The sequence below is a fragment of the Nitrosomonas sp. Nm51 genome (assembly GCF_900111165.1).
GTDB lineage: Bacteria > Pseudomonadota > Gammaproteobacteria > Burkholderiales > Nitrosomonadaceae > Nitrosomonas.
On the sequence record NZ_FOGH01000008.1, the window covers coordinates 24,000 to 46,998 of the forward strand.

The window sequence follows — 22,999 nt, forward strand, 5'->3', positions numbered from 1 at the left end:
CATTCTATTATAACCGCTGTATCCAGCTCATTAGAAATTGCGCCTCGCTAAAATCAAACTCGCCGGTTTCAAATCATTCGTCGAACCGACTGTTATTCCGGTCACCGATGATCTGGTGGGTATTGTGGGTCCCAATGGGTGTGGTAAGTCCAATATTATCGATGCCGTACGCTGGGTGCTGGGCGAATCGAAAGCATCCGCCCTGCGCGGTGAATCCATGCAAGACGTCATTTTTGGCGGCACTGCGAATCGAAAACCTGTCGGCCGTGCCAGTGTTGAACTTGTATTTGATAACAGTCTGGGCAAAGCAGGCGGCGCCTGGTCAAGTTATGCAGAGATCGCCATAAAACGTATTATCCAACGGGACGGCAATTCAAACTACTACATCAACAATATTCATGTCAGGCGTCGCGATATAGCCGACCTCTTCCTGGGCACCGGCATCGGTGGTCGCGGTTATGCCATCATAGAGCAAGGTATGATCTCGCGTATTATTGAAGCCAAACCACAGGAACTGAAACATTTTCTTGAAGAAGCGGCAGGCATCTCCAAATATCGTGAAAGAAGACACGAGACAGAATCAAGACTCACCGACACCCGCAAAAACCTTACTCGTCTCGAAGACATTTCAAGTGAACTTAGCAAACAGATTGGTCATTTGAATGGTCAGGCTGAAATTGCCATCAAGTACAATGCACTCAAACAACAGCTGCAAGAAACGCAGCAAATACTCTGGCTGCAGCATAAAATTGAAATTATCAGCCAGCGCCAGGCCATAGAGAAGGAAATCGAAACGACTGAGCAAACTTTAGCGGCAGAAATTACTGCATTTCAATCCGGCAAGGCCCAAAGAGAAGAAACACGCGCGCGCGAACAACAACTTAGCGAGAAGCTGCATGAACTGCAAGGCCAGTTATACGCTGCCAACGCCGATAAAGCACGTATCGAGCAGGAAATCAAACAATTTCACAAAAACAAAGAGCGGCTTTCAGCTCAAATACTGGATATTGAAAAACAGATTGCCCGGAATCAACAGCAACTTGACGCGGCTAAGGGCAACCTGCAGCACTGGTTGTCGCAGAGATGCCATGCACAGAATTCACGCGAAGAGTGCATGCAAATCTGGCAAGTAGAAAACAGCAAACTACCCGAATCAGAAACAACTTTCAGCCGATGTCAAAAGACATTCGATTCATTGCAACAGAGTCTGATCGTGGCTGAACAAGCTTACAGTCTGGAAAAAACGCATCTGCAGCATGCAAACAAGACGATCCAGCAGCTTGAATCGCGCAATGACCGTCTGCGCCAGGAACTTGGTTCGCTGACAGCTCCCGATAGCGAGACACTAAAGTCTATTGAATTAAATTTAAACCAGGTAGGCGGCCAATTAAAGCAGACAGAAAAAGAGCTTGCACAAACGAAAACGGACTTTTCTGAGGAAAGTGTCCGCAAGGACAAGATCTCCGCACAAGTTCATGAAATACAGAAAAAAATATCGCATCTGCAAGCGCAGTTTAATGTCCTGCACCATCTGCAACAAGGCATAGAAAATAATGAAGCGCTTGCTAACTGGCTGCATAAGCATGCACTGGCATCCGCACCGCGTTTATGGCACTGCGTACATATTGATAAAGAATGGGAAAATGCACTCGAATCCATTCTATACGGACGCCTAAACGGCCTGGGACTACCGCAGCTTGAAATCATACAAGACTGGGAGAATGATTTACCCCCTGGCAAACTATCTATTTTTGAATTTCAGCAATTGGATAACCAGGCACGTGCCGACCATCAAGATCGGCCGGTCAGGCAGAACGACTGGAAAGTATTATCCAGCTTCCTGTCATGCAGCAATCAAAATATGACCCCTGTTCTCGGCGAGTGGCTCAGACATGTGTATGTCATCGAATCTATCCACGACGCTATACAGCAAAGACACCAATTAAAGCCCGATGAAAAATTCGTAACGCGCGAGGGACATGTTATTTCGCGCACCAGTATCCAGTTTCACTCTTCTGAGTCTCAATTGCACGGTGTTCTATCCCGGCAGCGCGAACTCGACCAGATTCAAACCGAGATTAAAGCGCTGGAAAAGAAACTGAATGATCAGCAGTCGCTTCTTAGACAATCTGTTGCTAACCATGAAAAAATTCAGCAAACCATACAATCTTGCCAGGTAAATCTGCAGCAGCTGGCACAACAGCAGCACCATTTACAACTTGAGAAAATAAAACTTTCTCAAATTCATGAACAGGCTGCGCAACGCAAAAATGCGATCATGGCAGAGCTGAAAGAAATTGAACAGGAGCTGGTTGCAGAAAACAAACAAAAAGCGCATGCTGAAATGCAATCAACAGGCTATCATAATCAAATTGAAGTCAATAAAAAACAGGCTGAAACGGCAAAAAATGAATTAGCAACCGCTCGACAGCAGCTTGCCGACCACCAGTTAGCAGTACAAAACTATAACAAGAAAACTCAAGAAGCGGTTTTTGACGAAAAAATATGTCAGAATAAAATCAGTGATATAGAAAATTCAATCAGTACACTTGATGATGAGGGCGTACATTTATCGACCAAACGAGACCAGATATTATCGGAGAAAAATCAACAGGATGATACATCCTTAAAAAACCAGCTAAACGATTGCAGGATTCAAGGTAACCAGCTGGAACAAAGTGTTACAAAGATACGTGGCAAACTTGACCACACAAGAAATCAAGCGCGGACGGCTGAAGACCTGTTGATGGCGTCGGAACAGAAACAAGCGTCTATCCGTGAATCGTTGAACGGACTGTATTTGAAAAAACAGGAATGCAATCTTCTGGAAGCGCGGTACACTGAGCAACTCAACGAGACACAAGCAGTTGAAACGCAATTAATAGAATTTGTGAATCGGACAAGTATGACTGCATTGCAAGACGAAATCAATCGTATCAACAAGCAAATTACAGCGATAGGCACTGTCAACCTTGCTGCAATTAACGAACTTGAAGCTGCTCGTCAACGGGAAGAAGCATTGAACATTCAAATACAAGATCTTAAAGACGCCATGAGCATCCTGGAAAATGCCATCGACCAAATCGATAAAGAAACCAAGAAACGGTTACAAGAAACTTTCCACGCAGTAAATCATAATTTAAATGAAATTTTCCCGGTTATGTTTTCCGGGGGAAGAGCCGAGCTTGTACTTTGTGAAGGCACAATACTCGAATCCGGATTGCTGTTAACTGCGCAACCGCCCGGGAAAAAAAACAACTCCCTGCACCTGTTATCAGGCGGTGAAAAAGCATTGACAGCGCTGGCGCTTATTTTTGCGTTATTCCGGTTACGGCCAGCACCCTTCTGTCTGCTAGACGAAGTTGATGCACCGCTCGATGACACAAATACAGGACGTTTTTGCGAATTAGTAAAAAAACTATCGCAACAGACACAATTTTTGTTTATCAGTCATAATAAAATAACAATGGAAATTGCGCAGCAGTTGATTGGTATTACAATGCAGAGTCAAGGTGTCTCCAGCGTTGTTGCTGTAGATATTGCGAGCGTTGCAAATCTGCCAGAAAAACAGGAAACTGCGCTATCCTAACAATAAAAAGTCTCACTCGGCAGCTTGGTGTAAGGCTGCTTTTTTCAGAAATATTCATGAAACGAGATGGTAAGGAAATAGTATGGATTTATTGAACATGAGCGACCTGCAAGTTAGTTTGATCATTATTGGCATTGTTATTATTGTTGGTGTGGCTATTTTTAACTGGGCTCAGCAAGTACGCTACCGGCGCAGAATAGAATCCACCCTCGATCATCAGCATGACGATGCTTTATTTAAAAAAAATGACGCCCACAGATCGCCTGAGACGCACAAAAGAATAGAACCAGAACTCGACCAGAGCTTTTTTTTAAACAATACATCTCAACACATACCGACCATCGAACCTGGCAATATTCCTGAGATAAACAGTTTGCCTGAGGATAATTCAGAAGCTAAAACACCTGTAGAGACAGAAACATTTTCCCCGGCAGACGTTTATGACAGCCGGTCAAACTATATCGTTATCATATCTGCAGACGACAAGATTCCGGATACAGAATTGGATAATCTTTTACAGAGAAGGTATGAATTCAGCAAGCCTTTACTTTGGTTTGGCAAAAGTGAAAAATCAAGTGCATGGGAAGAAATCACAACCGGAACAACAACCAAAGACACCAGCTTTACCAGTTTGAGAGGATGCCTGCTGCTGGCGGACAGATCGGGACCAATCAGAGAAATCGATTTATCGAAATTTCGCGATACAGTGCAGGATTTTGCTTCGCACATCGAAGCGAAAATTGAGTGCCCTGATATCGTATGCGCACATGAGCAAGCTATCTTACTCGATAAATTCTGTGCAGACGTCGATGTAATGATCGGCATCAATATTATCGGTAAAGATAACGGAGCTTTTGTCGGTACTAAAATCAGAGCCTTGGCCGAAGCCTCTGGATTCAGACTTGAGTCCGACGGCGTCTTTAAATATCGTGATGAAAACAATCATATTTTATTTACCCTGACCAATTATGAGCCGGACGCATTCAAGCCGGATAAAATGAAAACAATAACGACACATGGCGTTACCTTTTTATTGGATGTACCGCGGGTCGCCAATGGTGAAAGAGTTTTTGATCAGATGACCCAGCTGGCAAAAATTTTTGCCAATACGCTCGGCGGTATCATGGTCGATGACAACCGCGTACCGCTCAGCGAAAACGGACTCGCCAGAAGTAAACAACAACTCATCAACATCCAGTCTTCAATGAAAGAAAATAATATTATCGCAGGCAGTCCACACGCATTGCGGTTATTCAATTGAATATTATTCAGCACATTTTTTCTTCTCATTTAAAAAAATATTACTCAAATCAAACGGAGAATGTTTATGAGCCAGAACAGCAAAAGAACCTTTTCGCCGATCGAAATACAGCTGGAAGGCGGCAAACAATACTACTGGTGCGCCTGTGGCCGCAGTCAGTCACAACCATTTTGTGATGGATCACATAAAAATACAGCTTTTACGCCCAAAGCTTTTTCTGTAAATGAAAACAAATCCGCGTGGCTGTGCACATGTAAAAAGACAGGAAATGCGCCATTCTGTGATGGCACGCATAATAAGATATAGCAGGATATGATAGACTTAGACTGAACTTTATACTGGATGGTTTATCCTGAACATCGCTTCGAACTGCCTTGAATATTCATGGACCCAGAACTCAAATTTCTAGCGGAAGAAGTCGATCGGCTTATACGCTTGTATCAGGATGCCTGTATTGAAAATATGAAGCTGCGCCAGCAACTTGCAGAAACTAGCGCTAGAAATGAGAGATTAACCGAAAAAATTCATATTGCCAGCAGCCGTCTGGAAATCCTTTTACAGCATCTACCTGACCATGAATAATGAAGATATTTTAAAAGTCACAATCATGGGGCGCGAATTCAATATTAGCTGTTCAGAACAAGAGCGCGCAGAACTTTTAATGGCTGCAGAATTACTGGAAAACAAAATCCATACAATCAGGCAGGAAGGAAAAATGGTCGATTCTGATCGAATTGTTATAGCTGCGGCACTGAATATAGCGCATGAACTGCTTATTCTACGGCAGTCAAGCGGCTTTGACATTGATGAGATAAAGCGTAGAATAACGAATATTCGCAAAAAGATCAATGACGTATTGATCAAGAAATAACTGTCAACCAGTTGATATTTAGCGCGAATAATAGCGGATTTTTAAAATAGCTCCCTGCTGTGTACGTTAAGGCTGAAATTCTTTGAACCAATTATCAATCTTGGTTGTTAACTTAAGTGGCACTGGTGTGCGAACCCTAAACGGGCTTGCCTGATGTGCTCGGGAGACGACCACCTTGAACCATAAGGTTCAAGATGATGGTCTGGCGGCATCTGCGGGGAGCTCCCACCTAATTTGTAATACACACGATTCAATGTGAGACAAGCAAACGGTTAGTTAAAACTGTAACGAGCAAAGTCATTGATCAGAACATATTCAGTTAGCCTGGAAAGGTATGTTTCAGCGGATAAAGCATGCGGTTTGCATCCGGTCTGATCGTCAATATAATTGTGCGCCAGAACGTAATCCGGTTCGAAGAATTCTGTTTTCAAAACAAGTTGTACAATAGCTGTTAATAAGAAAACAGTTACTGGGGTCACACATTGACGGTTGGTGGTATTGATGTCGAAGCAACGATAACAGAAACACGAGAACTTCTGGCGAAGGATCAAGACGTATGGCCAGCATTATGCGCAATGTTGGAAGTACCGTTAATGGTAGTGCAACTGTTGGTTAATCGTACGGGGTTCAACAGTCGCAATAGCAGCAAACCGCCGTCATCAAACAAAAATCGTCCGCTGTGTTTACCAGTGGAAACTTTTAAAAGTCGCTGGTTACTGGCGAAATATCAGGGGCGCCAATGTTGATTACCTGCTGGCTGATCAGGCTTATGGTACAACTCATGACGACACTATCAAGTGTTTAATTGCATTAATTCGACATATACTTTTTAAAGAATACTCCATTACAAAACAATTGGTTGATCTGAAAAATAATACACATTATTTTTGCAATTAAACACTAGCACTCGGTAATGCTGACAGCCAGCCCTCCGAGTGATGTTTCCTTGAACTTGACCGACATTTCCAGTCCCGTCTGTTTCATTGCGGCAATACAATTGTCAAGTGACATAAAATGCCGGCCGTCACCGCGTATTGCCAGCGATGCTGCGGTATAAGCCTTGATTGCGCCAAAGCCGTTGCGTTCGATACAAGGCACCTGCACCAGGCTGCCGACCGGATCACACGTCATGCCTAAATGATGCTCAAGCGCGATTTCCGCAGCATTTTCAATTTGTTCAGTCGTGCCACCTTTTATCGCGCAAAGCCCAGCCGCCGCCATCGCGGAAGCCGAACCTACTTCACCCTGGCACCCGACTTCAGCGCCTGAAATGGAACTGTTATGCTTAATCAACCCCCCTACTGCCGCGGCAACCAGTAGAAAATCCCGTACTTGCGCATGGGTCGCGCCTTCATGTTTTACTGCATAATAAAGTACAGCGGGTATAACGCCAGCGGCGCCGTTGGTCGGTGCCGTGACAACCATATGGCCTGCCGCATTCTCTTCATTGACAGCCATGGCATAGGCACATAACCAGTCGTTTAAGTTCGCCTGTTGCGGCTTTTCCTGCAGTTGATGGTACAACGCACAAGCACGTCTTTGCACCTTGAGCCCACCCGGCAGGATTCCCTCTGCCGTCATACCATTCTGAATACAGGTATGCATGGCGTTCCAGATTGCGTCCAGACCAGCATCCAATTCTTCTTCACCGATACGTTCCAGCTCGTTGCTGCGTTTCATTGCTGCAATGGATAAGCCGCTGTCAGTCGACATTTTTATCATCTGGTTTGCGCTTTCAAAAGGATAACCACAGGAATTTGTCACCTCTATTTTAATCGGCGCTACCAATTGGCTGATTTCGGCCAGTGTTGTAACAAAGCCGCCACCGATTGAGAAATAGGTTTCCTGCAAAATCGTTTTTCCAATCGAGTCCATGAGTTGATATATCATGCCATTTGGATGTTCCGGTAACGGGTCTCCACGGTCGAATACGATATCATCCGTTGGAGAAAACAAAATATCAACACCGTTGAAATCAATCACAGCTCGTGAGGAAAGATCATTCATCAGTTTATTGACATCTTCTTTAGCCAACTCCTGTGGCGTGTAGTTATTCAAACCAAGAATGACCGCACGGTCTGTTGCATGACCTTTGCCGGTAAATGCCAGCGAACCTTTGAGCGTACAGCGCACGTGAAAAGGCTGGTTGCCGCCTTCACTTGCAATAAACTTCACGCAACGGCTGCGAAAGTTTTTGGCAGCCACCATCGGCCCCATTGTATGTGAACTGGATGGACCTATACCTATTTTAAAAAGATCAAGGACACTAATGAACATAAAAAAATCTAAAAAATTTAAAATACAAGCGCCTGAATATAAATGCGCGCGCCAGTCTGTTTGCTTGTCGAGATTTTAATACTTTTTTAATGAAGACGCCTGCCAAAATTACCGCTGTATCAGGCGGGAAAATAACCGTGTAATGAGCAGTCCTGCTTACATTAACCCAATAGCACCAGTACGCTGGATTTTGGCCTAATAAGCAGCTGCGGACGGTTTGAGAATAAACGTGCGGTGCTGAAACTCACCTTCACAGATCGCCGATCCATGTGCGGAATGGGGGGTATCTAACCCATGATTTATCATTATCTTTCAAACTGCTAGGTGATGATTTTACCCAAAATATGCAAGTGGTGCGCCATGACATAGTATCGTCGAACCAAATCTTCAGCATATTAGAAGAATGGGAATCTGTTCTACGAGTCCTTCCTTGATTTGTTTTTTTCGCTTAAGATATTCATTTTGGTTAATGTTCCCCATCTCAAAGTCCTCTTCAAGCTTATCTAACTGTTGCTTATTCTGATATTCATAGGCACCGCCAGTTGCACCGGCACCAACCAATGCCGCGCAACCAGTTAATGTACCGACTACCAGAAATATAACGATTAGTTTCAGTAGGTTATGAATATTAATCTACTCACCTTTGAATAAGATATTTGGATGATGAATTTAACCAGTTATGATTTTGGAGCGAATGCAGTACACCAACCCTCAGGGCTGATGCTGCCTTGTACAACTTTACAATTGCCATTAGCATCTGGTGTTTCACTAGGAATGAATTGAATGCAATTGCTGCATTTCTCACTTCCATTTGGCTCATCTTGATACTTCATTTGTGCTTTCGATGCTTTGGCTGCTTCGGATTTCGTGGTGTTAGAAAAACCCCAGATAAAAGGTATGGCTGCACCAAAAGCCATATACTTGATTAACTCACGACGCGAGCACTTTTTTTGATGATAACTCATAATCCCTCCTTGTAATCTGTTAATTTACAGCTTTACAAAAAATGTGGCTTGCTCGTAAATAGTATCATTTAAACATACCTAAAAACTAAATTTTCATCATTAACACATCGGAATACGCACCTGGGAAACTGAATACCTTCTCAAGCAGTATAAACGCCTCATGAACGAAACATCAGTCTTTATCCGACTCGTTTCCGCGCCAGTGCTTCAGCTGCAATACAAAGGCAGCAGGTGCGTGGACCATGCCGAACGAACTGATAAAGATAAGTATTTTTTTCAAATCCTGATTTTCCGTGTATGTAAAAGCCATTACCCATCCGAAGACAAAGCCTGCCACGATCAGAAACCCTCTCGTTATCAAGCGTGTACCAGGTGTATGGGCACTTAAACGGTGGTGAGCCCATACTGTCGCGAACAGAGCTGGAAGGCACAACAGAAATAGGAATAAAGTGCTCATCATAGGACAGACATTTTGAGATTGGTCAGCGCTGGCATTAGTACTCAATTCCGCGTGTAAATCACATATAACAGCAATTCGGAGGAGCTAAGGGTATAGGAATTTGAAAATAGAGCATTTTTTTCGTGCGACTGAATATACTGAAAGCTAGCTTAGCGAAAGCGCATGCAACTGGTACAGCAACGCAGTGCGCGGATTATTACGATCGAATCGGCGATGCAGCGTTATACTGGAGCACGCGCCAACAGCAACACGATCAAACAACTGACTGAGGCCGATTTAGCGCAGTTGAATCTTAGCTCAACCGAAATACTCGGATTGCAAACCAGCCTGGCTGTCATGCATGCACTGCAAGAGCAGATTGACCGTGTTGAAGCTGTATTGGAAAGTTATTGCCGGGCCGGCCCCGCTTTTCGGTTACTCAAAAGCACTGCGGGGATTGGCGAGGTGCTGGCGACAGTCATTTTGCTTGAGACCGGCAACATCGCACGGTTTGCCGGCGCCGGCAATTATGTTTCGTACTGTCGTTGTGTCGGTAGTGCGCATCTATCCAACGGTAAAAAGAAAGGCAGCGGCAACACCAGGAATGGCAACCGGTATCTGGCGTGGGCGTATGTCGAAGCGGCCAACTTTGCGGTGCGCTATTGCGAACCGGCAAGAAAATTTTATCAACGCAAGAAAGCCAAGCGCAACGGCATTGTTGCCATCAAGGCGGTAGCGCATAAACTGGCGCGCGCCTGTTATCACATGTTAAGAACGAGAGAAGTGTTTTCTGTGGGACAAGCTCTTCAAATACCCCGAGGATATCAGAAAAGCTATCTATACAACCAATGCCATCGAATCACTCAACAGCGTTATTCGGAAAGCGGTCAAAAAACGTAAATTATTTCCAACCGATGATTCCGCCAAAAAAGTCATCTTTTTGGCAATTCAGGAAGCTTCCAAAAACTGGACGATGCCGATAAAAAACTGGAAAGCGGCTTTGAACCGGTTTATGATCGAATTCGAGGATCGACTGATTGAGTATGTTTATCCCAGACAGTTACACAGTTTAATTTACAGTCCCCAAAAACGCACACCGACACAACCGTATCTTGCTGTTTATTAACGAAAAATAGAAATTTCTATGCAATGAGTATGGGTATCGTCTGGGCCTACATCAGCCCGGCAAAATCCGCCGCATTTGGATACAAAAATTGAATATTCAACTTACGCATTCAGAAAAAACGTGAAACTTTAGTTTCTAATACTCCCGATGTGAAAGCTTTTACTCATTCAAAGCCTCTCTAAACAATTCAACTGCATGATCAAAAAACTCTTCTAGCCATATCTTTAACTCTGGTGAGAGTGCGATTAACTTTGCTCTGCCGTCGCTTGGGTCTGGTAACTCAATTATTAAACCTATTGAAATGGCTTTATCAAGATACTTTTTTGCGGTTTGTGGACCTAGGTGCCGCATAAACAAGAGCGCCTCTTGCTTACGCACAAGCTCTTGTTTCGCCCATAACCCCGTGTATAGGTCTGAGTAGTTAATATCATAAACATCTTTGTCCTGCAGAAATTTCATCCATGCAGCGTCCATACGATTAAGTGCTTGCACGAATCTTAAGCGTTGTTGGTGTTTGTCCTTTGCCTTCATGTAACGCTCCCTGTTAATTAAATTGGTTGATTATTAAGAATTTTACTATCGATATATAAAACTAACAAAATTAATGTTATATTTACTTGTAAAGTTAATATTATTTGCATATACTATTTATCACATCATTTTGAAGAAGGATATCTCAATTATGAAAACGGAACTCCAATTATGGCGGCATACAGATGGCGCTATACCAAATTCGCTAGCTTTTGGGTATGTGTTTGCAATGCATGCGCTGGGAATCTATTTATTAGCGTCGGGCCAGTTACTTATTTGGTTTGCAGGCATCCTGGCCATCGCGCATTCCCTGGTCATAGCTGCCTATTTAATCCACGAAATTGCGCATCAATGCTTATTCCAGAGTCGCAAAGTGAATAGGGTTGTCGGTGAGGTGTTGTCATGGATATGCGGCACTGCATACGCACCGATCGGCAGAATTCAAAGAATGCATATGCGCCATCATGGAGACAGAGCGGATGTCACGCTTTTTAATCCCCGCGCTTTCTTAAAGCGCGCGCCGGAATGGTTCAGGAAAATAGTCTATTTGCTTGAGTGGATGTACCTCCCAGCAATAGAGCTCATCATGCACTTCAATGTAATGACCCGTCCATTTTTAAATGACGAGTTTAAGAACGAAAGATTGCGCGTCATTTTGATGGGATTTAGTCGGCTTGTATTTTTTGGGTGGATATATACATTCAGTCCTTGGGCTTTGGTTGGGTTTGCGATCGCCTATTTATTGTTCCTCATCGTTTTGTTTATTGGGGATGCTTATGCCCATACCTATGAGTTATTCATCGTTTCTGATGTGAATGAAAAAGTTGAGAAGAATAGTCGTGACAAGGCCTATGACATGCAACATACCTATTCAAATCTCATTTCTGAACGTTGGCCAATTTTAAATTTATTGAATTTGAATTTTGGCTACCACACCGCGCACCACTATCGGCCCGCAGAACCATGGTATCGATTGCCTGAATTACACAATGAACAGTTTTCATCTGACTCGCCACAGATTCTACCTTACAAAGAGATTTGGCGCTCCTTCAGAATTAATAGACTTAAAAGGATTGAGGCAGAAGAAGCTGGCGAAGTGGGGACTGGTACAGGGCGTGCTGATGATTTTTTGGGTGTGCACGGCGTTTCATTTCTCAGCATTGTTTAAAGGAGTAAACAGGAATGAAATTATATAACAAACAAGGCGTTGGAATTTGTATTTATATGCCATACCACACTTGATTAAAATCCACGGTGCTACTGTCAATATTGCTTCAGCAGTGGCATCAGTGGTAGAAGGTCAGTTTTGGCCCATACACCGTAGCAGAATGGCAGCATTATCAGAGTATCCATAGCGGCGCAGTAATGCCGTTAGCACCTCGAGAAATAAAAAATGAGAATCAAAATAACCAGCAAGGAAAGAGTTTTTCACGCGGTGATGTTTGAAGCGACCGCGTTAACGATTCTTATACCCATATCTGCATTGATGACCGATAAAGAGACCAGCGATTTGGCGTTCATTGGTTTCGGCTTGAGCCTGTTTGCGCTAGCATGGAACTATCTTTACAACATTGGTTTTGACTTAATTTTTGGCATTAATCGTAATTCGCGCAGGCTGATGATCCGAATTATTCATGCTACTGGTTTCGAAGGTGTCTTAGTTTTAATAACCGTACCGACGATAGCCTGGTTTCTGCAGATAAGTCTTTTGCAAGCCATTATTATAGAAGGTGGATTTTTAGTTTTCTTCTTTTTCTTTACGATCGGATTTAATTGGTTTTATGACAAATACCAGCCTTATCAGCGTTGGTTCAGCCCTAGATTAACAAAAACAAAATAAATCGTTGATAAATAACAGTATAAAACAGGGAATTTCATCATCAGACTGAGCTCGTAACACAGTTTTCGTTTAATAAAACTACATCAAACTTCGATTACTTAATGAAAAAATTGTGGTTATTTAACGCGCTATCGATGGCGTCAATCAATTGATTAATTTGCATATGTGTACTAATGTACGGCGGCATCAAGTAAATGAGTCGCCCAAACGGACGAATCCACACGCCTTGCTTAACGAAATGGGCTTGTATTTTTTCTATAATTACAGGGCGATGCGTTTCAACCACACCTATTGCGCCGAGCCAGCGAGTCGCTTTAACCTGTTGATGCCGAGTTAATTGCGGCAATAAGTCGGCAAATTGTGATTCAATGGTTGCGGTTTGGGTTTGCCATGATCCTTGCGCGAGCAAATCCAAACTGGCGCAAGCAACTGCGCAAGCAAGCGGATTACCCATAAAAGTTGGACCGTGCATAAAGCAACCTGCTTGGCCACCACAGACCGTATTGGCGACATGCTTTGTCGTCAGTGTAGCAGCTAAGGTCATGTAGCCCCCGGTTAACGCCTTGCCTAAGCACATAATGTCAGGTTTGATTCCGGCATGTTCACAAGCGAATAGTTTTCCGGTGCGGCCAAATCCTGTCGCAATTTCGTCAAGAATCAATAAAACACCATATTCATCACATAGCTGGCGTACACCTTTTAAAAATTGTGGGTGATAAATCCGCATTCCGCCAGCGCCTTGCACAATGGGTTCGAGAATGACCGCCGCAATTTGCCTGTGGTTATCCAACAGCTTGCGTTTAAAATCCGTCAGGTCGCTTTCGTCCCAAGTCTGCCAAAAACCGATTTGCGGCGACTTGGCAAAAATATGTTGCGGTAAAAAACCTTTATACAAGCTGTGCATCGAGTTATCAGGATCGGTTACTGACATCGCCGCAAATGTATCACCATGGTAGCCCTGTTTTAGGGCGAGGAATTTGGATCGCGGCTTTCCTTTAGCTTGCCAATATTGCAAGGCCATTTTTAAACTGACTTCAACCGCAACAGAGCCCGAATCGGCCAAGAAAATATGCTCAAGATTATTCGGCGCGAGTGCGAGTAATTTTTTACTCAATTCGATGGCCGGGCTGTGTGTGAGTCCCCCGAACATCACATGAGACATAAGATCAATTTGTTGTTTAGCTGCTTGATTTAGTGCGCGATGATTGTAGCCGTGAATGGCCGACCACCATGATGACATGCCATCAATCAATTGTTGGCCATCATCCAATTCAATAAATACACCATGCGCTTTCTTGACCGGATAACAGGTAAGCGGGGAAAGTGTGGAAGTATAAGGATGCCAGATATGCTGGCGATCAAATGCTAGATCCATCTGATAATCCTAAATTGACCTGCTCATCATTAGTTATCTCTAAAAAGTTAGCAAAAAATATGGAGAATGTTCAAGTCGTTTAAAATTCTACGTTTACTCAGATCGTAGTCATGGGAAAAACGCCAGCGTGTCATATTCAAGTTTTTTATGCTTTCCAAAAATGTCAGTTATAGCGACTGTAGCCCCAGTTTTTTGAATAAAACTTGATCCTTATTTGCTTCAGGATTACCCGTTGTGAGCAACTTGTCGCCATAAAAAACTGAATTGGCCCCAGCTAAAAAACACAACGCTTGTATCGCTTCTGACATTTCTTGCCTACCCGCGGATAAACGCACCATTGCTTTAGGCATGGTAATCCTTGCCGCGGCAATGGTGCGTACAAATTCAAATGGATCAAGAACTGCTGTCCCGTACAAAGGCGTACCCTCCACTTGTACCAAATGGTTGATTGGCACTGACTCTGGATAAGGCTTCAAGTTTGCTAACTGCGCAATTAAACCGGCACGGGATTGGCGTGTTTCGCCCATACCAACAATACCGCCGCAGCATACATTAATACCCGCATCACGAACTTCTTGTAACGTATCAAGACGATCCTGATAATCACGCGTTGTAATGATTTCATCGTATATTTCGGGAGCGGTATCAAGATTATGGTTGTAATAATCCAATCCGGCATCACTAAGCTGCGCAGCCTGCCCCGGCTGCAGCATCCCCAATGTCGCGCAAGTTTCCAGCCCCAACGCTTTCACTGCACTTACCATCTCTGTCATTTTGACAATATCACGTTGTTTGGGACCGCGCCACGCGGCGCCCATGCAAAATCGCGATGCACCTTGTGATTTGGCGGCTGTTGCTGCTGAAACAACATCATCTAATGACAACATATCCTGATTTTCAACACCCGTATGATAGCGTGCTGCTTGCGGGCAATAACCACAATCTTCTGGACATCCGCCCGTTTTTACCGAAATTAACGTAGACAATTGCACCGCATTGGCATCATGATATTGACGGTGGACTAACTGTGCTTGATAAATTAAGTCATTAAATGGCAAATCCAATAATAATCTGACTTTAGAAACACGCCAGCCTGTTGTTTTATCTGTCATGTCGATGATCCTATACAAACGTTGTTTTGCTATGCTTGTTAAATATTAGTCAGGCTTCACTTGTATATGAGCAAGGCAGTATCGCTATTATGGTTTGACACCCGTAACGATACTGTAATAACCAAAGGCTGGCAGCACTTGAATGTCAACAAACCCAGCATTTTTTAACATTTCTTTCAATTCCTGACCTGAATATTGCTCCCCTTCAGTCCATCCCATCATCAACATACTGAATGCAGCCGGCGCAAACGCGCCTGTTTTGTCGTCATTGTAGAGTACTTCATGGATAATGATGCGGCCACCCGAGTCAAGACTCATGAAGCTTTTATCCGTCAGAAAATTACATTTTTCCGGCGACCATTCGTGATACATATTCGAGAAAAAATGAAGGTCAGCTGAGGGCCAGTGATCTTTCCAGATATTTGCCGCGTACGTTTTAACCCGGTCCTGAACATCATATTGCGTAATATATTCTTGAATTACCTCGCATACCTGAGGAAAATCTAAAATTAACACCTGCAATTCCGGTAATTTTTGCACCGCTCCAAATGATTGAACGCCGGAACCTCTGCCAATGTCGAGCATCATCCGATGTTGAGAGAGATCCAGGAGTGTCGGCCAAACAAGTGACGCCGCCTTGTCGATACTGTGTAAACCACGCGTGAAGCGCTTGAGCAACTCAACCTGGTTTTCAGGTTTTTCAAAAATACCATCGCCAACACCTTCGCCACCATAAACCTGGGGAGAATCCGTGATGACCGCCATCTCCAAATTCTGAAAAGAAAATACTTGATGGTTATCAATCATCAAGTCCCAAAAATAACCGAAATAGTTGGGACTTTTTTCAAGCAAATAATCTTCGGAAACCACAGTTAACGCGTAACGTCCTTCTTGTAAAGACAAGAAACCCATTGATGTAGCAACCGTTAAAATTGCTTCGGCAGGACGCCGCTTAATGTTTAGCGCATCGCAGATTTCTATAAGGGTGAGCGGTCCGTCGGCAAGCAAGGGAAAAACTTTGAGTTTATGCGCCAGCAGTAATGCTGGGTAACCGTAAACCGCGAATACGACATCCCACATCTTACGATCGTCTACCCGCGGCTCCTCTATGTTCACATTTAAGTTTTGCGCCATTTGATCTCCTTTTACTTTAATTGATTTGTACGGCTAAACAATAAGGCTTCAACAAACCTATAATTAATTATTATTAACCATTGGTTGGTTGCCACGTGATTTAAGATGATTTTTGATTAGAAGCTGTTCTCATGCGGTATCTGTCTCAATCAATCGCTTGATATTTTGAACGGTTCTGTGAGCGCCATCTTTTATCGCAACACGGACCACTCCCTCAAAAGGCCGCATGACCGCTAGGAGTTCAAGTAATTCAAAGGTGAAAGTCAGTCTCACTGATTTTTCAGGGCTGATTTCCTCAAGCTCATATGTGCAACGAAAGGGATCGGAAACCCCGGTAAGCGTCAGTCGCGATGCATGGTCATAAGTAGTGACTTTAAAGTTTGATTCTGAACGACGTCCTTGGTCGATACGCACTTGTCGCCCTATTGTCCCCAGTTGCACCGGGCCGGGCGTGATCTGCTCGAGCTCTTTAACCTCCGGAGACCATTTCGGATAGTTTTGAAAAAGCTCTTCTCCAAGGTATTTAAATATTTCTCCGGTTGAACATTCAATGATACAATTTCCACTACCTATTACAGGTTCAGTAGAACCAAGGTTAAGCATTGAGCCTAAATTAAACATAGCGCAATAATCCTTTGTGTTTAATTGACAAATAATCTGTTTCTGATGGAGGCTATCCGAAAATAGTGGTTGTAGCGAGGAGAAGCGATTTCAAGGGCAGACTTTTTGATCATTTAAGACGAATAGTTGTTTTATTTAACGAAAATGATCGGAAAATCTGGCCACAATGGCTTCGCCGCAGTAGATCATTCTATTCTCGGACAGCCTCCTGTCAAAGCTTTCGAACAATTTGCTTGAATTCTTCGCTTTTTATCCTTATCACGTCACCCAGCACCAGACCGGATTTAGCTCGTACTAATAACAGACAAGATTTCGACTCATGTTTTTTTCGAGTTTCTTTTATATATCTTCATAGGTCGCATCTCGAAATAGCTGACGATTAACCGTTCGATTGATTTAAATACTCACGCCAACTGCCTAACTGACTAATATCTTTTGCATTCGTCACTGCATACTGCTCACATAGAAAACCGTGCACCATTTCCCCGTTGGCCAAAGTAATTGTACCTATTCCTAACGGCTTTGGTATGCCTGCCACAAAACTGCCCAGCTCGCCAACCGGTAACTCCCAGACCTCAACATCAATCGCATATCCGTGTTCATTCTCATTGACATGCACCATGCCCGGACGACTGGGTGTTTCTTCAGAAAGCGCATAAAGCCGGTAATCCGGAGATGTCTTGGTACATGTCAGTAATTTCCCTTTGCGCGCAGTCAGTTCTCCATTGAGTGGCAAGCCGGACAAATGCGCCCCACAAACTGCTAATCGTACTTGATCAGATCTTATTAATTCAGAAAACAGCTTATCATCCAGTTGGGCAGTATCTTGGATACCGGTAGCACCCAGCGGCAGCGAATATGCTTGCTGTATACGCGCAGCAAAATGTAAAAGCGCATTATCTTGATGAGCCGGCACCGCCAGTGTTACCCCAAAAGGCAAGCCATCGCGCTGGAACCCGGCAGGAACCGCCACTGCCGCATAATCCAGCAAGTTCATGAAATTGGTGTAATAACCAAGATGGGTGTTAAGGCTTATGGGATCTTGCAGCATCGCCTGTATGGTATAAATAGTGCCAGCAGTGGGTGTCACCAAACAATCCACATCGCTCCAAATACGATCTGCTTGACGTTTTATCGTCCGTAAGCGATATAAGCCATCATAGGCATCCGCAGCTGAAAATCGTATTGCACTGGTGATAATTTCACGTACCGGTGAAATTACTTCCTCGTTATTCCGTTTAAAAAATTCCCGAATCGCCGCAAAGCGTTCTCCTACCCATGGACCTTCGTAAAGTAAACGCGCCGCTTCCAGAAAAGGGGAAAAATCGATATCTATCGCTTCGCCACCCAGTTCTTGTAGATGCGTTATATGCGCATTAAATAATCGTTCGCTGTCGTCATTTCCAAAGAATTGGCGTTGCTCCACTCTGGGAACGCCAAACCTAAAATGCGGCATCAGACCGAAATCAATTTTTTGCGCTTCCCGTTGTCGAGAATAAATGTCATTGTTATCATAACCCGCCGCCACTGCCAGTAACTGCGCTGCATCTTCAGCCGTAAAAGTAAACACAGAGATGCAATCGAGCGAACGGCAGGCTGGCACGACACCGCGCATGGAAAGCCAACCCCGGGTCGGTTTATAACCGACAAGATTATTGAACGCTGCAGGCACTCGGCCAGAACCAGCTGTATCAGTACCAAGACTAAAACAAACTAAGCCTTTAGCAACTGCAACAGCAGATCCTGAGCTTGATCCGCCAGCGATATAGTCAGGATTGAATGCGTTGCGGCATACGCCATAGGGAGATCGCGTACCGTTTAGGCCTGTTGCGAACTGATCCATATTGGTCTTGCCGATTGGAATGGCGCCGGCGTTCATTAATTTTTGTACAACGGTTGCGCTTTGCTCGGGTATATAAGAATACGCCGGACAGGCAGCGGTGGTTGGCGTCCCTGCCAGATCAATGTTGTCCTTGATAGCAAAAGGTATTCCATACAATGGCAATGATGCCATCTCTTGAGCTTCTACTTCGTGGGCATAACGCAACAATGAATCAAGGGGTAACTTGTGTATCCAAACATGATCTTCGTCGTTGATAATTTGCGCATGTATCGCCTGCACTACTTGGCTGGGCTTTAATTTACCCTGGGCATAACACTGCAATAGGGCCGAGACGCGCCCAAGTGGCAACAACTCGTGCATGATTAGTCCTCCTGTATGACCAGCAACATTTGTCCAGTGGAGACATATCCACCTTCTTTGCAAGAAATCTGTTGAACTGTGCCATTCACGGTGGCGTCTACTGAGAATTCCATTTTCATCGATTCAATCACCACCAATGAATCACCCGCTGTTACATGTTGTCCTTTTTTGACCAGTAACTTCCAAACCGTACCCGTAATATGCGAGCCAATCGCACACGCGCCTTCTGGCATGTCCAATTCACTCTGAGCGTCAGACTCTTCCAGACTGTCTTCACTGACATATTCTGCTTGACCATTCAACTGCCAGCGTTCGCGTTCGGCGTCAAATGCAGCTTGCTGTCCGGCTTTAAATGCCTTAATAGACGTACTGTTCTGTTGCAAAAACTGGTTATACTGCTTTAAACTGAAAGTTGATTCCTCAACATGCAATTTAAACTGCCCAGTAATAAAATCCTTACGTAGCGCAAGTAACTCACTTTCACTCACCGGATAAAAGCGGATTTGATCAAAAAAACGTAGCAGCCAGGGCTTGCCATCTACAAAGTCTTCGGTTTGACGGAAGCGGTTCCACATTTGCACGGTGCGACCAACGAATTGATAACCGCCGGGGCCTTCCATCCCATATACACATAAATAGGCTCCACCAATACCGACCGCATTTTCCGGCGTCCAAGTTCTCGCTGGATTATACTTAGTTGTCACTAGACGGTGACGGGGATCCACCGGTGTAGCGACCGGCGCACCCAGATATACATCACCCAGCCCCATCACCAGATAGCTCGCTTCGAATAAAATCCGTTGCACTTCCTCAACACTACCCAGTCCGTTAATACGGCGAATAAATTCGATATTACTTGGACACCAGGGGGCATCTTTGCGAACAGATTGTGTATATTTTTCAATGGCCAATCGTGTTGCCGCATCATCCCATGATAATGGCAAATGGACAATCCGAGTTGGCACTTCCATCTCCTCAATCGCCGGCAACTGTGACTCCGCAGCAATCAGAAAATCCAATAATTGTTTACGTGGCAACACTTGAGAATCGAAGTGTATTTGTAACGAACGGATGCCAGGTGTTAAATCCACAATACCATTCAAATCGCCTGAATCCAGTGCACGCTGTATCCATTCCATCAATGCATGGGCACGGAACCGTAAATTCAAATCGAGTATCAGCGGTCCATACTCAACCAGTAAGTTTTTATCGCCAGACTGACGATAAATCACTTGTATCTGTTGCGCGCTTTCTGAAATACGATGCAGGATAGGATTATCCAATGTCAAGACACTGGATTGAGAGTTGATCTGAGGTGTATTTACCGGGCGCAAACTTTCAACCAATTCATTCTGACGCTTCTCCAATGCCTCCGCTTGTTCCATTGTCAACGAATTGAAACGTATTTTATCGCCTGGTTTTAATTGCCCCACTTTCCATAATTCAGCATAAGCAATGGTGACCGGACAAACAAATCCACCCAGGCTGGGGCCGTCTGGTCCTAAAATAACCGGCATATCACCGGTAAAGTCTACCGCACCAACGGCATAGGCGTTATCGTGAATATTGGATGGATGCAACCCAGCTTCACCACCATCGCTCCGCGCCCAATGCGGCTTTGGTCCCAGCAGTCTTACTCCGGTGCGGCTGGAATTATGGTGTACATTCCAATCAGTATTAAAAAAATCACGAATATCTTCATCTGTAAAAAAATCCGGCGCGCCATGCGGACCATATAAAACACCGATGTCCCAGCTATTGGTGTAATGTGGAATCAATTCTTGCTGCAGTGATTGACGGGTATGACTTTGCTTCGCCGGAATATGCAATACATCACCGCTTCGCAAAACTCGCCCGGCATGTCCGCCAAATTGGCCTAACGTAAAAGTAGACTTACTTCCCAGGTAATCCGCCACCTGAAAACCGCCCTGGACTACGAGATAAGCCCGGCACCCATGATGGCCGGTTTTTCCAAACTGAAGTAATGAACCCGCTTTAATATCATGCGATTGCCATAGCGACAATGGTTCTCCGTCCAGACGCACATCAATCGGTGCGCCGGTCATTGCGATAACGGCGTCACTATTGAATCTCAGTGTCGGTCCTGCCAAAGTAATCTCAAGGCCTGCCTTATCTTCCGCGTTATCAACAAGACGGTTTGCCAAACGAAATGCATATGAATCCATGGGTCCGGACGGCGGCACGCCGACATGCCAATACCCAAGCCGTCCAGGGTAATCCTGTATCGTGGTCTGTACGCCAGGGCTCAATACGTCAATCGTTTGCGCAATGTAATGAAAACCATTTAGGAAATTTGTGTTGTGTTGAACGTCACGAAAAGCCGTACACCCTAGAATCTGTTTAAGATAATCCAGATTGGTTTCTATCCCGTGCAGCATCGTTGTATCGAGTGCATTAAGCAGACTGCCAATTGCTTGCTCACGTGTTGGTTCATGCACAATAATTTTTGCCAACATCGGATCATAGAATGGAGAAATTTCTACGCCACTTTCAATCCAGGTTTCAATACGCGCGGTAGAAGAAAATGTTGCAGCAGTCAATGTACCGCTGGAAGGCTGAAAATCTTTAGCTGGATTTTCAGCGTATATGCGCACCTGAATGGCGGAACCGGCGGTTTTTATTTTAAATGAATCCAGTTGCGGTAAATCTCCGGCGGCTTGTTGCACCATCCATTCCACCAAATCGATGCCCGTGACTTCTTCTGTAACGCCGTGCTCTACTTGCAGGCGTGTATTGACTTCCAGAAAATAAAATTCGCCACTGGAAGCATCAAAAATATACTCTACCGTACCAGCGGATTGATAATTCACTGACTTGCCCAGTCGCACCGCGGCATCCAGCAGTGCTTGCCGCAAACCTGGCTTCAAATTTGGCGCGGGGGTTTCCTCCACTACTTTCTGATTGCGCCGCTGCATCGAACAATCACGCTCGCCTAATGCAATCACACTACCCTTGCCATCACCAAAAATCTGTACTTCAATGTGACGCGCATTCTCGACAAATTTTTCCAGGAACAAACCAGCATCCTTGAAATTATTTTGCGCCAAATACTTGACTGCATCATAAGCTTCAACGAGTTCATTTTTGTTCCAGCATAAACGTATACCGATACCGCCACCGCCCGCAGTACTTTTTAACATTACCGGATAGCCGATATGCGTTGCGGCATGTAACGCTTCATCAAGATTATCCAGCAGGTCCGTTCCGGGCAGTAGCGGCACATGATTTTGTTTTGCCAATTCACGCGCGGTGTGTTTCAAACCGAAAATACGCATTTGTTGCGGACTGGGCCCAATAAAACAAATGTTGTGCGTCGCACATTGTTCAGCGAAATCTGCATTTTCACTCAAAAATCCGTAACCGGGATGAATAGCCTGTGCTTGGGTTTGCTGAGCAATCTTCAGTATTTTATCTGTGCGCAGATAACTATCCGCCGCCACACCGCTGCCGATACAATAAGCCTCATCCGCCTCCATCACATGGCGCGACAATGCATCAGCATCCGTGTAAACAGCCACACTTTTTACATCGATACGACGCAAGGCGCGAATAATTCGGCAGGCAATCGCACCACGATTGGCAATCAACACTTTGTCAAACATCTTCTGCTCCTTTGGTGAATAAACCTTTGACA

General features: G+C 44.5%; 18 protein-coding genes, 1 other RNA gene and 1 pseudogene. 10 read left to right on the forward strand and 10 right to left on the reverse strand.

Going from position 1 to position 22,999, the window contains the following annotated elements:
• The first annotated feature begins 37 nt into the window (after positions 1 to 37).
• The 6 genes from smc to ssrS all read left to right on the forward strand — a co-directional run bounded on the left by smc (position 38) and on the right by ssrS (position 5,946).
• Positions 38 to 3,589 (forward strand): chromosome segregation protein SMC, encoded by a 3,552-nt coding sequence (gene smc / locus BMY60_RS04710; protein WP_090331671.1) that lies wholly within the window; start codon positions 38 to 40, stop codon positions 3,587 to 3,589.
• A gap of 82 nt (positions 3,590 to 3,671) precedes the next feature.
• A complete protein-coding gene (locus BMY60_RS04715) occupies positions 3,672 to 4,850 on the forward strand; it encodes a cell division protein ZipA C-terminal FtsZ-binding domain-containing protein (protein ID WP_090331673.1) in 1,179 nt (392 codons plus the stop codon).
• A gap of 66 nt (positions 4,851 to 4,916) precedes the next feature.
• Entirely contained in the window at positions 4,917 to 5,156 is a 240-nt protein-coding gene (locus BMY60_RS04720; protein WP_256250687.1) for a CDGSH iron-sulfur domain-containing protein, read from the forward strand.
• 78 nt (positions 5,157 to 5,234) lie between these two features.
• Positions 5,235 to 5,432: a hypothetical protein gene (locus tag BMY60_RS04725; RefSeq protein ID WP_090331677.1), complete on the forward strand. Its 198-nt coding sequence runs from the start codon at positions 5,235 to 5,237 to the stop codon at positions 5,430 to 5,432.
• Positions 5,425 to 5,721 carry a cell division protein ZapA gene (locus BMY60_RS04730; RefSeq protein WP_090331679.1) on the forward strand — a complete coding sequence of 99 codons (297 nt, stop codon included), beginning with the start codon at positions 5,425 to 5,427 and terminating at the stop codon, positions 5,719 to 5,721. Before BMY60_RS04725 ends, BMY60_RS04730 begins: the two co-directional genes overlap by 8 nt.
• A gap of 48 nt (positions 5,722 to 5,769) precedes the next feature.
• Positions 5,770 to 5,946: non-coding RNA, 6S RNA (ssrS, locus tag BMY60_RS04735), on the forward strand.
• Between the two features lie 675 nt (positions 5,947 to 6,621).
• On the opposite strand, the gene BMY60_RS04745 is transcribed toward ssrS, so the two are convergent.
• The 3 genes from BMY60_RS04745 to BMY60_RS15650 form a co-directional block, all read right to left on the reverse strand.
• Positions 6,622 to 7,998 (reverse strand): L-serine ammonia-lyase, encoded by a 1,377-nt coding sequence (locus BMY60_RS04745; protein WP_090331683.1) that lies wholly within the window; start codon positions 7,996 to 7,998, stop codon positions 6,622 to 6,624.
• 677 nt (positions 7,999 to 8,675) lie between these two features.
• Positions 8,676 to 8,963, reverse strand: a complete 288-nt coding sequence (locus BMY60_RS04750) for a high-potential iron-sulfur protein (protein WP_090331685.1) — start codon at positions 8,961 to 8,963, stop codon at positions 8,676 to 8,678.
• Positions 8,964 to 9,135: 172 nt separating this feature from the next.
• The gene (locus tag BMY60_RS15650; protein ID WP_177166582.1) at positions 9,136 to 9,300 is read right to left on the reverse strand and encodes a hypothetical protein; all 165 of its coding nucleotides are present in this window, start codon (positions 9,298 to 9,300) and stop codon (positions 9,136 to 9,138) included.
• Positions 9,301 to 9,759: 459 nt separating this feature from the next.
• On the opposite strand from BMY60_RS15650, the gene BMY60_RS04755 reads away from it, so the two are divergent.
• Positions 9,760 to 10,302, forward strand: coding sequence for a transposase (locus BMY60_RS04755; protein ID WP_256250692.1), 543 nt, complete (start codon positions 9,760 to 9,762; stop codon positions 10,300 to 10,302).
• Positions 10,208 to 10,450 (forward strand): annotated as a pseudogene (locus BMY60_RS04760) (transposase); the annotation flags it as partial. The gene BMY60_RS04755 and the pseudogene BMY60_RS04760, both read left to right, overlap by 95 nt.
• Positions 10,451 to 10,687: 237 nt before the next feature.
• On the opposite strand, the gene BMY60_RS04765 reads toward BMY60_RS04760, so the two are convergent.
• A complete protein-coding gene (locus BMY60_RS04765) occupies positions 10,688 to 11,059 on the reverse strand; it encodes a hypothetical protein (protein WP_090331689.1) in 372 nt (123 codons plus the stop codon).
• 151 nt (positions 11,060 to 11,210) lie between these two features.
• Here BMY60_RS04765 and BMY60_RS04770 point away from each other — a divergent pair, with 151 nt between their 5' ends.
• Together BMY60_RS04770 and BMY60_RS04775 are read left to right on the forward strand one after the other, a co-directional pair.
• On the forward strand, positions 11,211 to 12,227 hold the full coding sequence (locus BMY60_RS04770; protein ID WP_177166583.1) for a fatty acid desaturase family protein: 1,017 nt from the start codon (positions 11,211 to 11,213) through the stop codon (positions 12,225 to 12,227).
• A gap of 225 nt (positions 12,228 to 12,452) precedes the next feature.
• Positions 12,453 to 12,899: a PACE efflux transporter gene (locus BMY60_RS04775; RefSeq protein ID WP_218141621.1), complete on the forward strand. Its 447-nt coding sequence runs from the start codon at positions 12,453 to 12,455 to the stop codon at positions 12,897 to 12,899.
• 94 nt (positions 12,900 to 12,993) lie between these two features.
• On the opposite strand, the gene bioA is transcribed toward BMY60_RS04775, so the two are convergent.
• The 6 genes from bioA to uca form a co-directional block, all read right to left on the reverse strand.
• A complete protein-coding gene (gene bioA, locus BMY60_RS04780) occupies positions 12,994 to 14,274 on the reverse strand; it encodes an adenosylmethionine--8-amino-7-oxononanoate transaminase (protein ID WP_090331693.1) in 1,281 nt (426 codons plus the stop codon).
• Positions 14,275 to 14,441: 167 nt separating this feature from the next.
• Positions 14,442 to 15,386, reverse strand: coding sequence for a biotin synthase BioB (gene bioB / locus BMY60_RS04785; RefSeq protein ID WP_090331695.1), 945 nt, complete (start codon positions 15,384 to 15,386; stop codon positions 14,442 to 14,444).
• Between the two features lie 87 nt (positions 15,387 to 15,473).
• The gene (locus BMY60_RS04790) at positions 15,474 to 16,520 is read right to left on the reverse strand and encodes a methyltransferase (RefSeq protein WP_090331697.1); all 1,047 of its coding nucleotides are present in this window, start codon (positions 16,518 to 16,520) and stop codon (positions 15,474 to 15,476) included.
• Positions 16,521 to 16,649: 129 nt separating this feature from the next.
• Positions 16,650 to 17,141 (reverse strand): SRPBCC family protein, encoded by a 492-nt coding sequence (locus BMY60_RS04795; protein ID WP_090331699.1) that lies wholly within the window; start codon positions 17,139 to 17,141, stop codon positions 16,650 to 16,652.
• Between the two features lie 379 nt (positions 17,142 to 17,520).
• A complete protein-coding gene (gene atzF / locus BMY60_RS04800) occupies positions 17,521 to 19,344 on the reverse strand; it encodes an allophanate hydrolase (RefSeq protein WP_090331701.1) in 1,824 nt (607 codons plus the stop codon).
• Positions 19,345 to 19,346: 2 nt separating this feature from the next.
• On the reverse strand, positions 19,347 to 22,967 hold the full coding sequence (gene uca / locus BMY60_RS04805) for an urea carboxylase (RefSeq protein WP_090331703.1): 3,621 nt from the start codon (positions 22,965 to 22,967) through the stop codon (positions 19,347 to 19,349).
• Between the last annotated feature and the right edge of the window lie 32 nt (positions 22,968 to 22,999).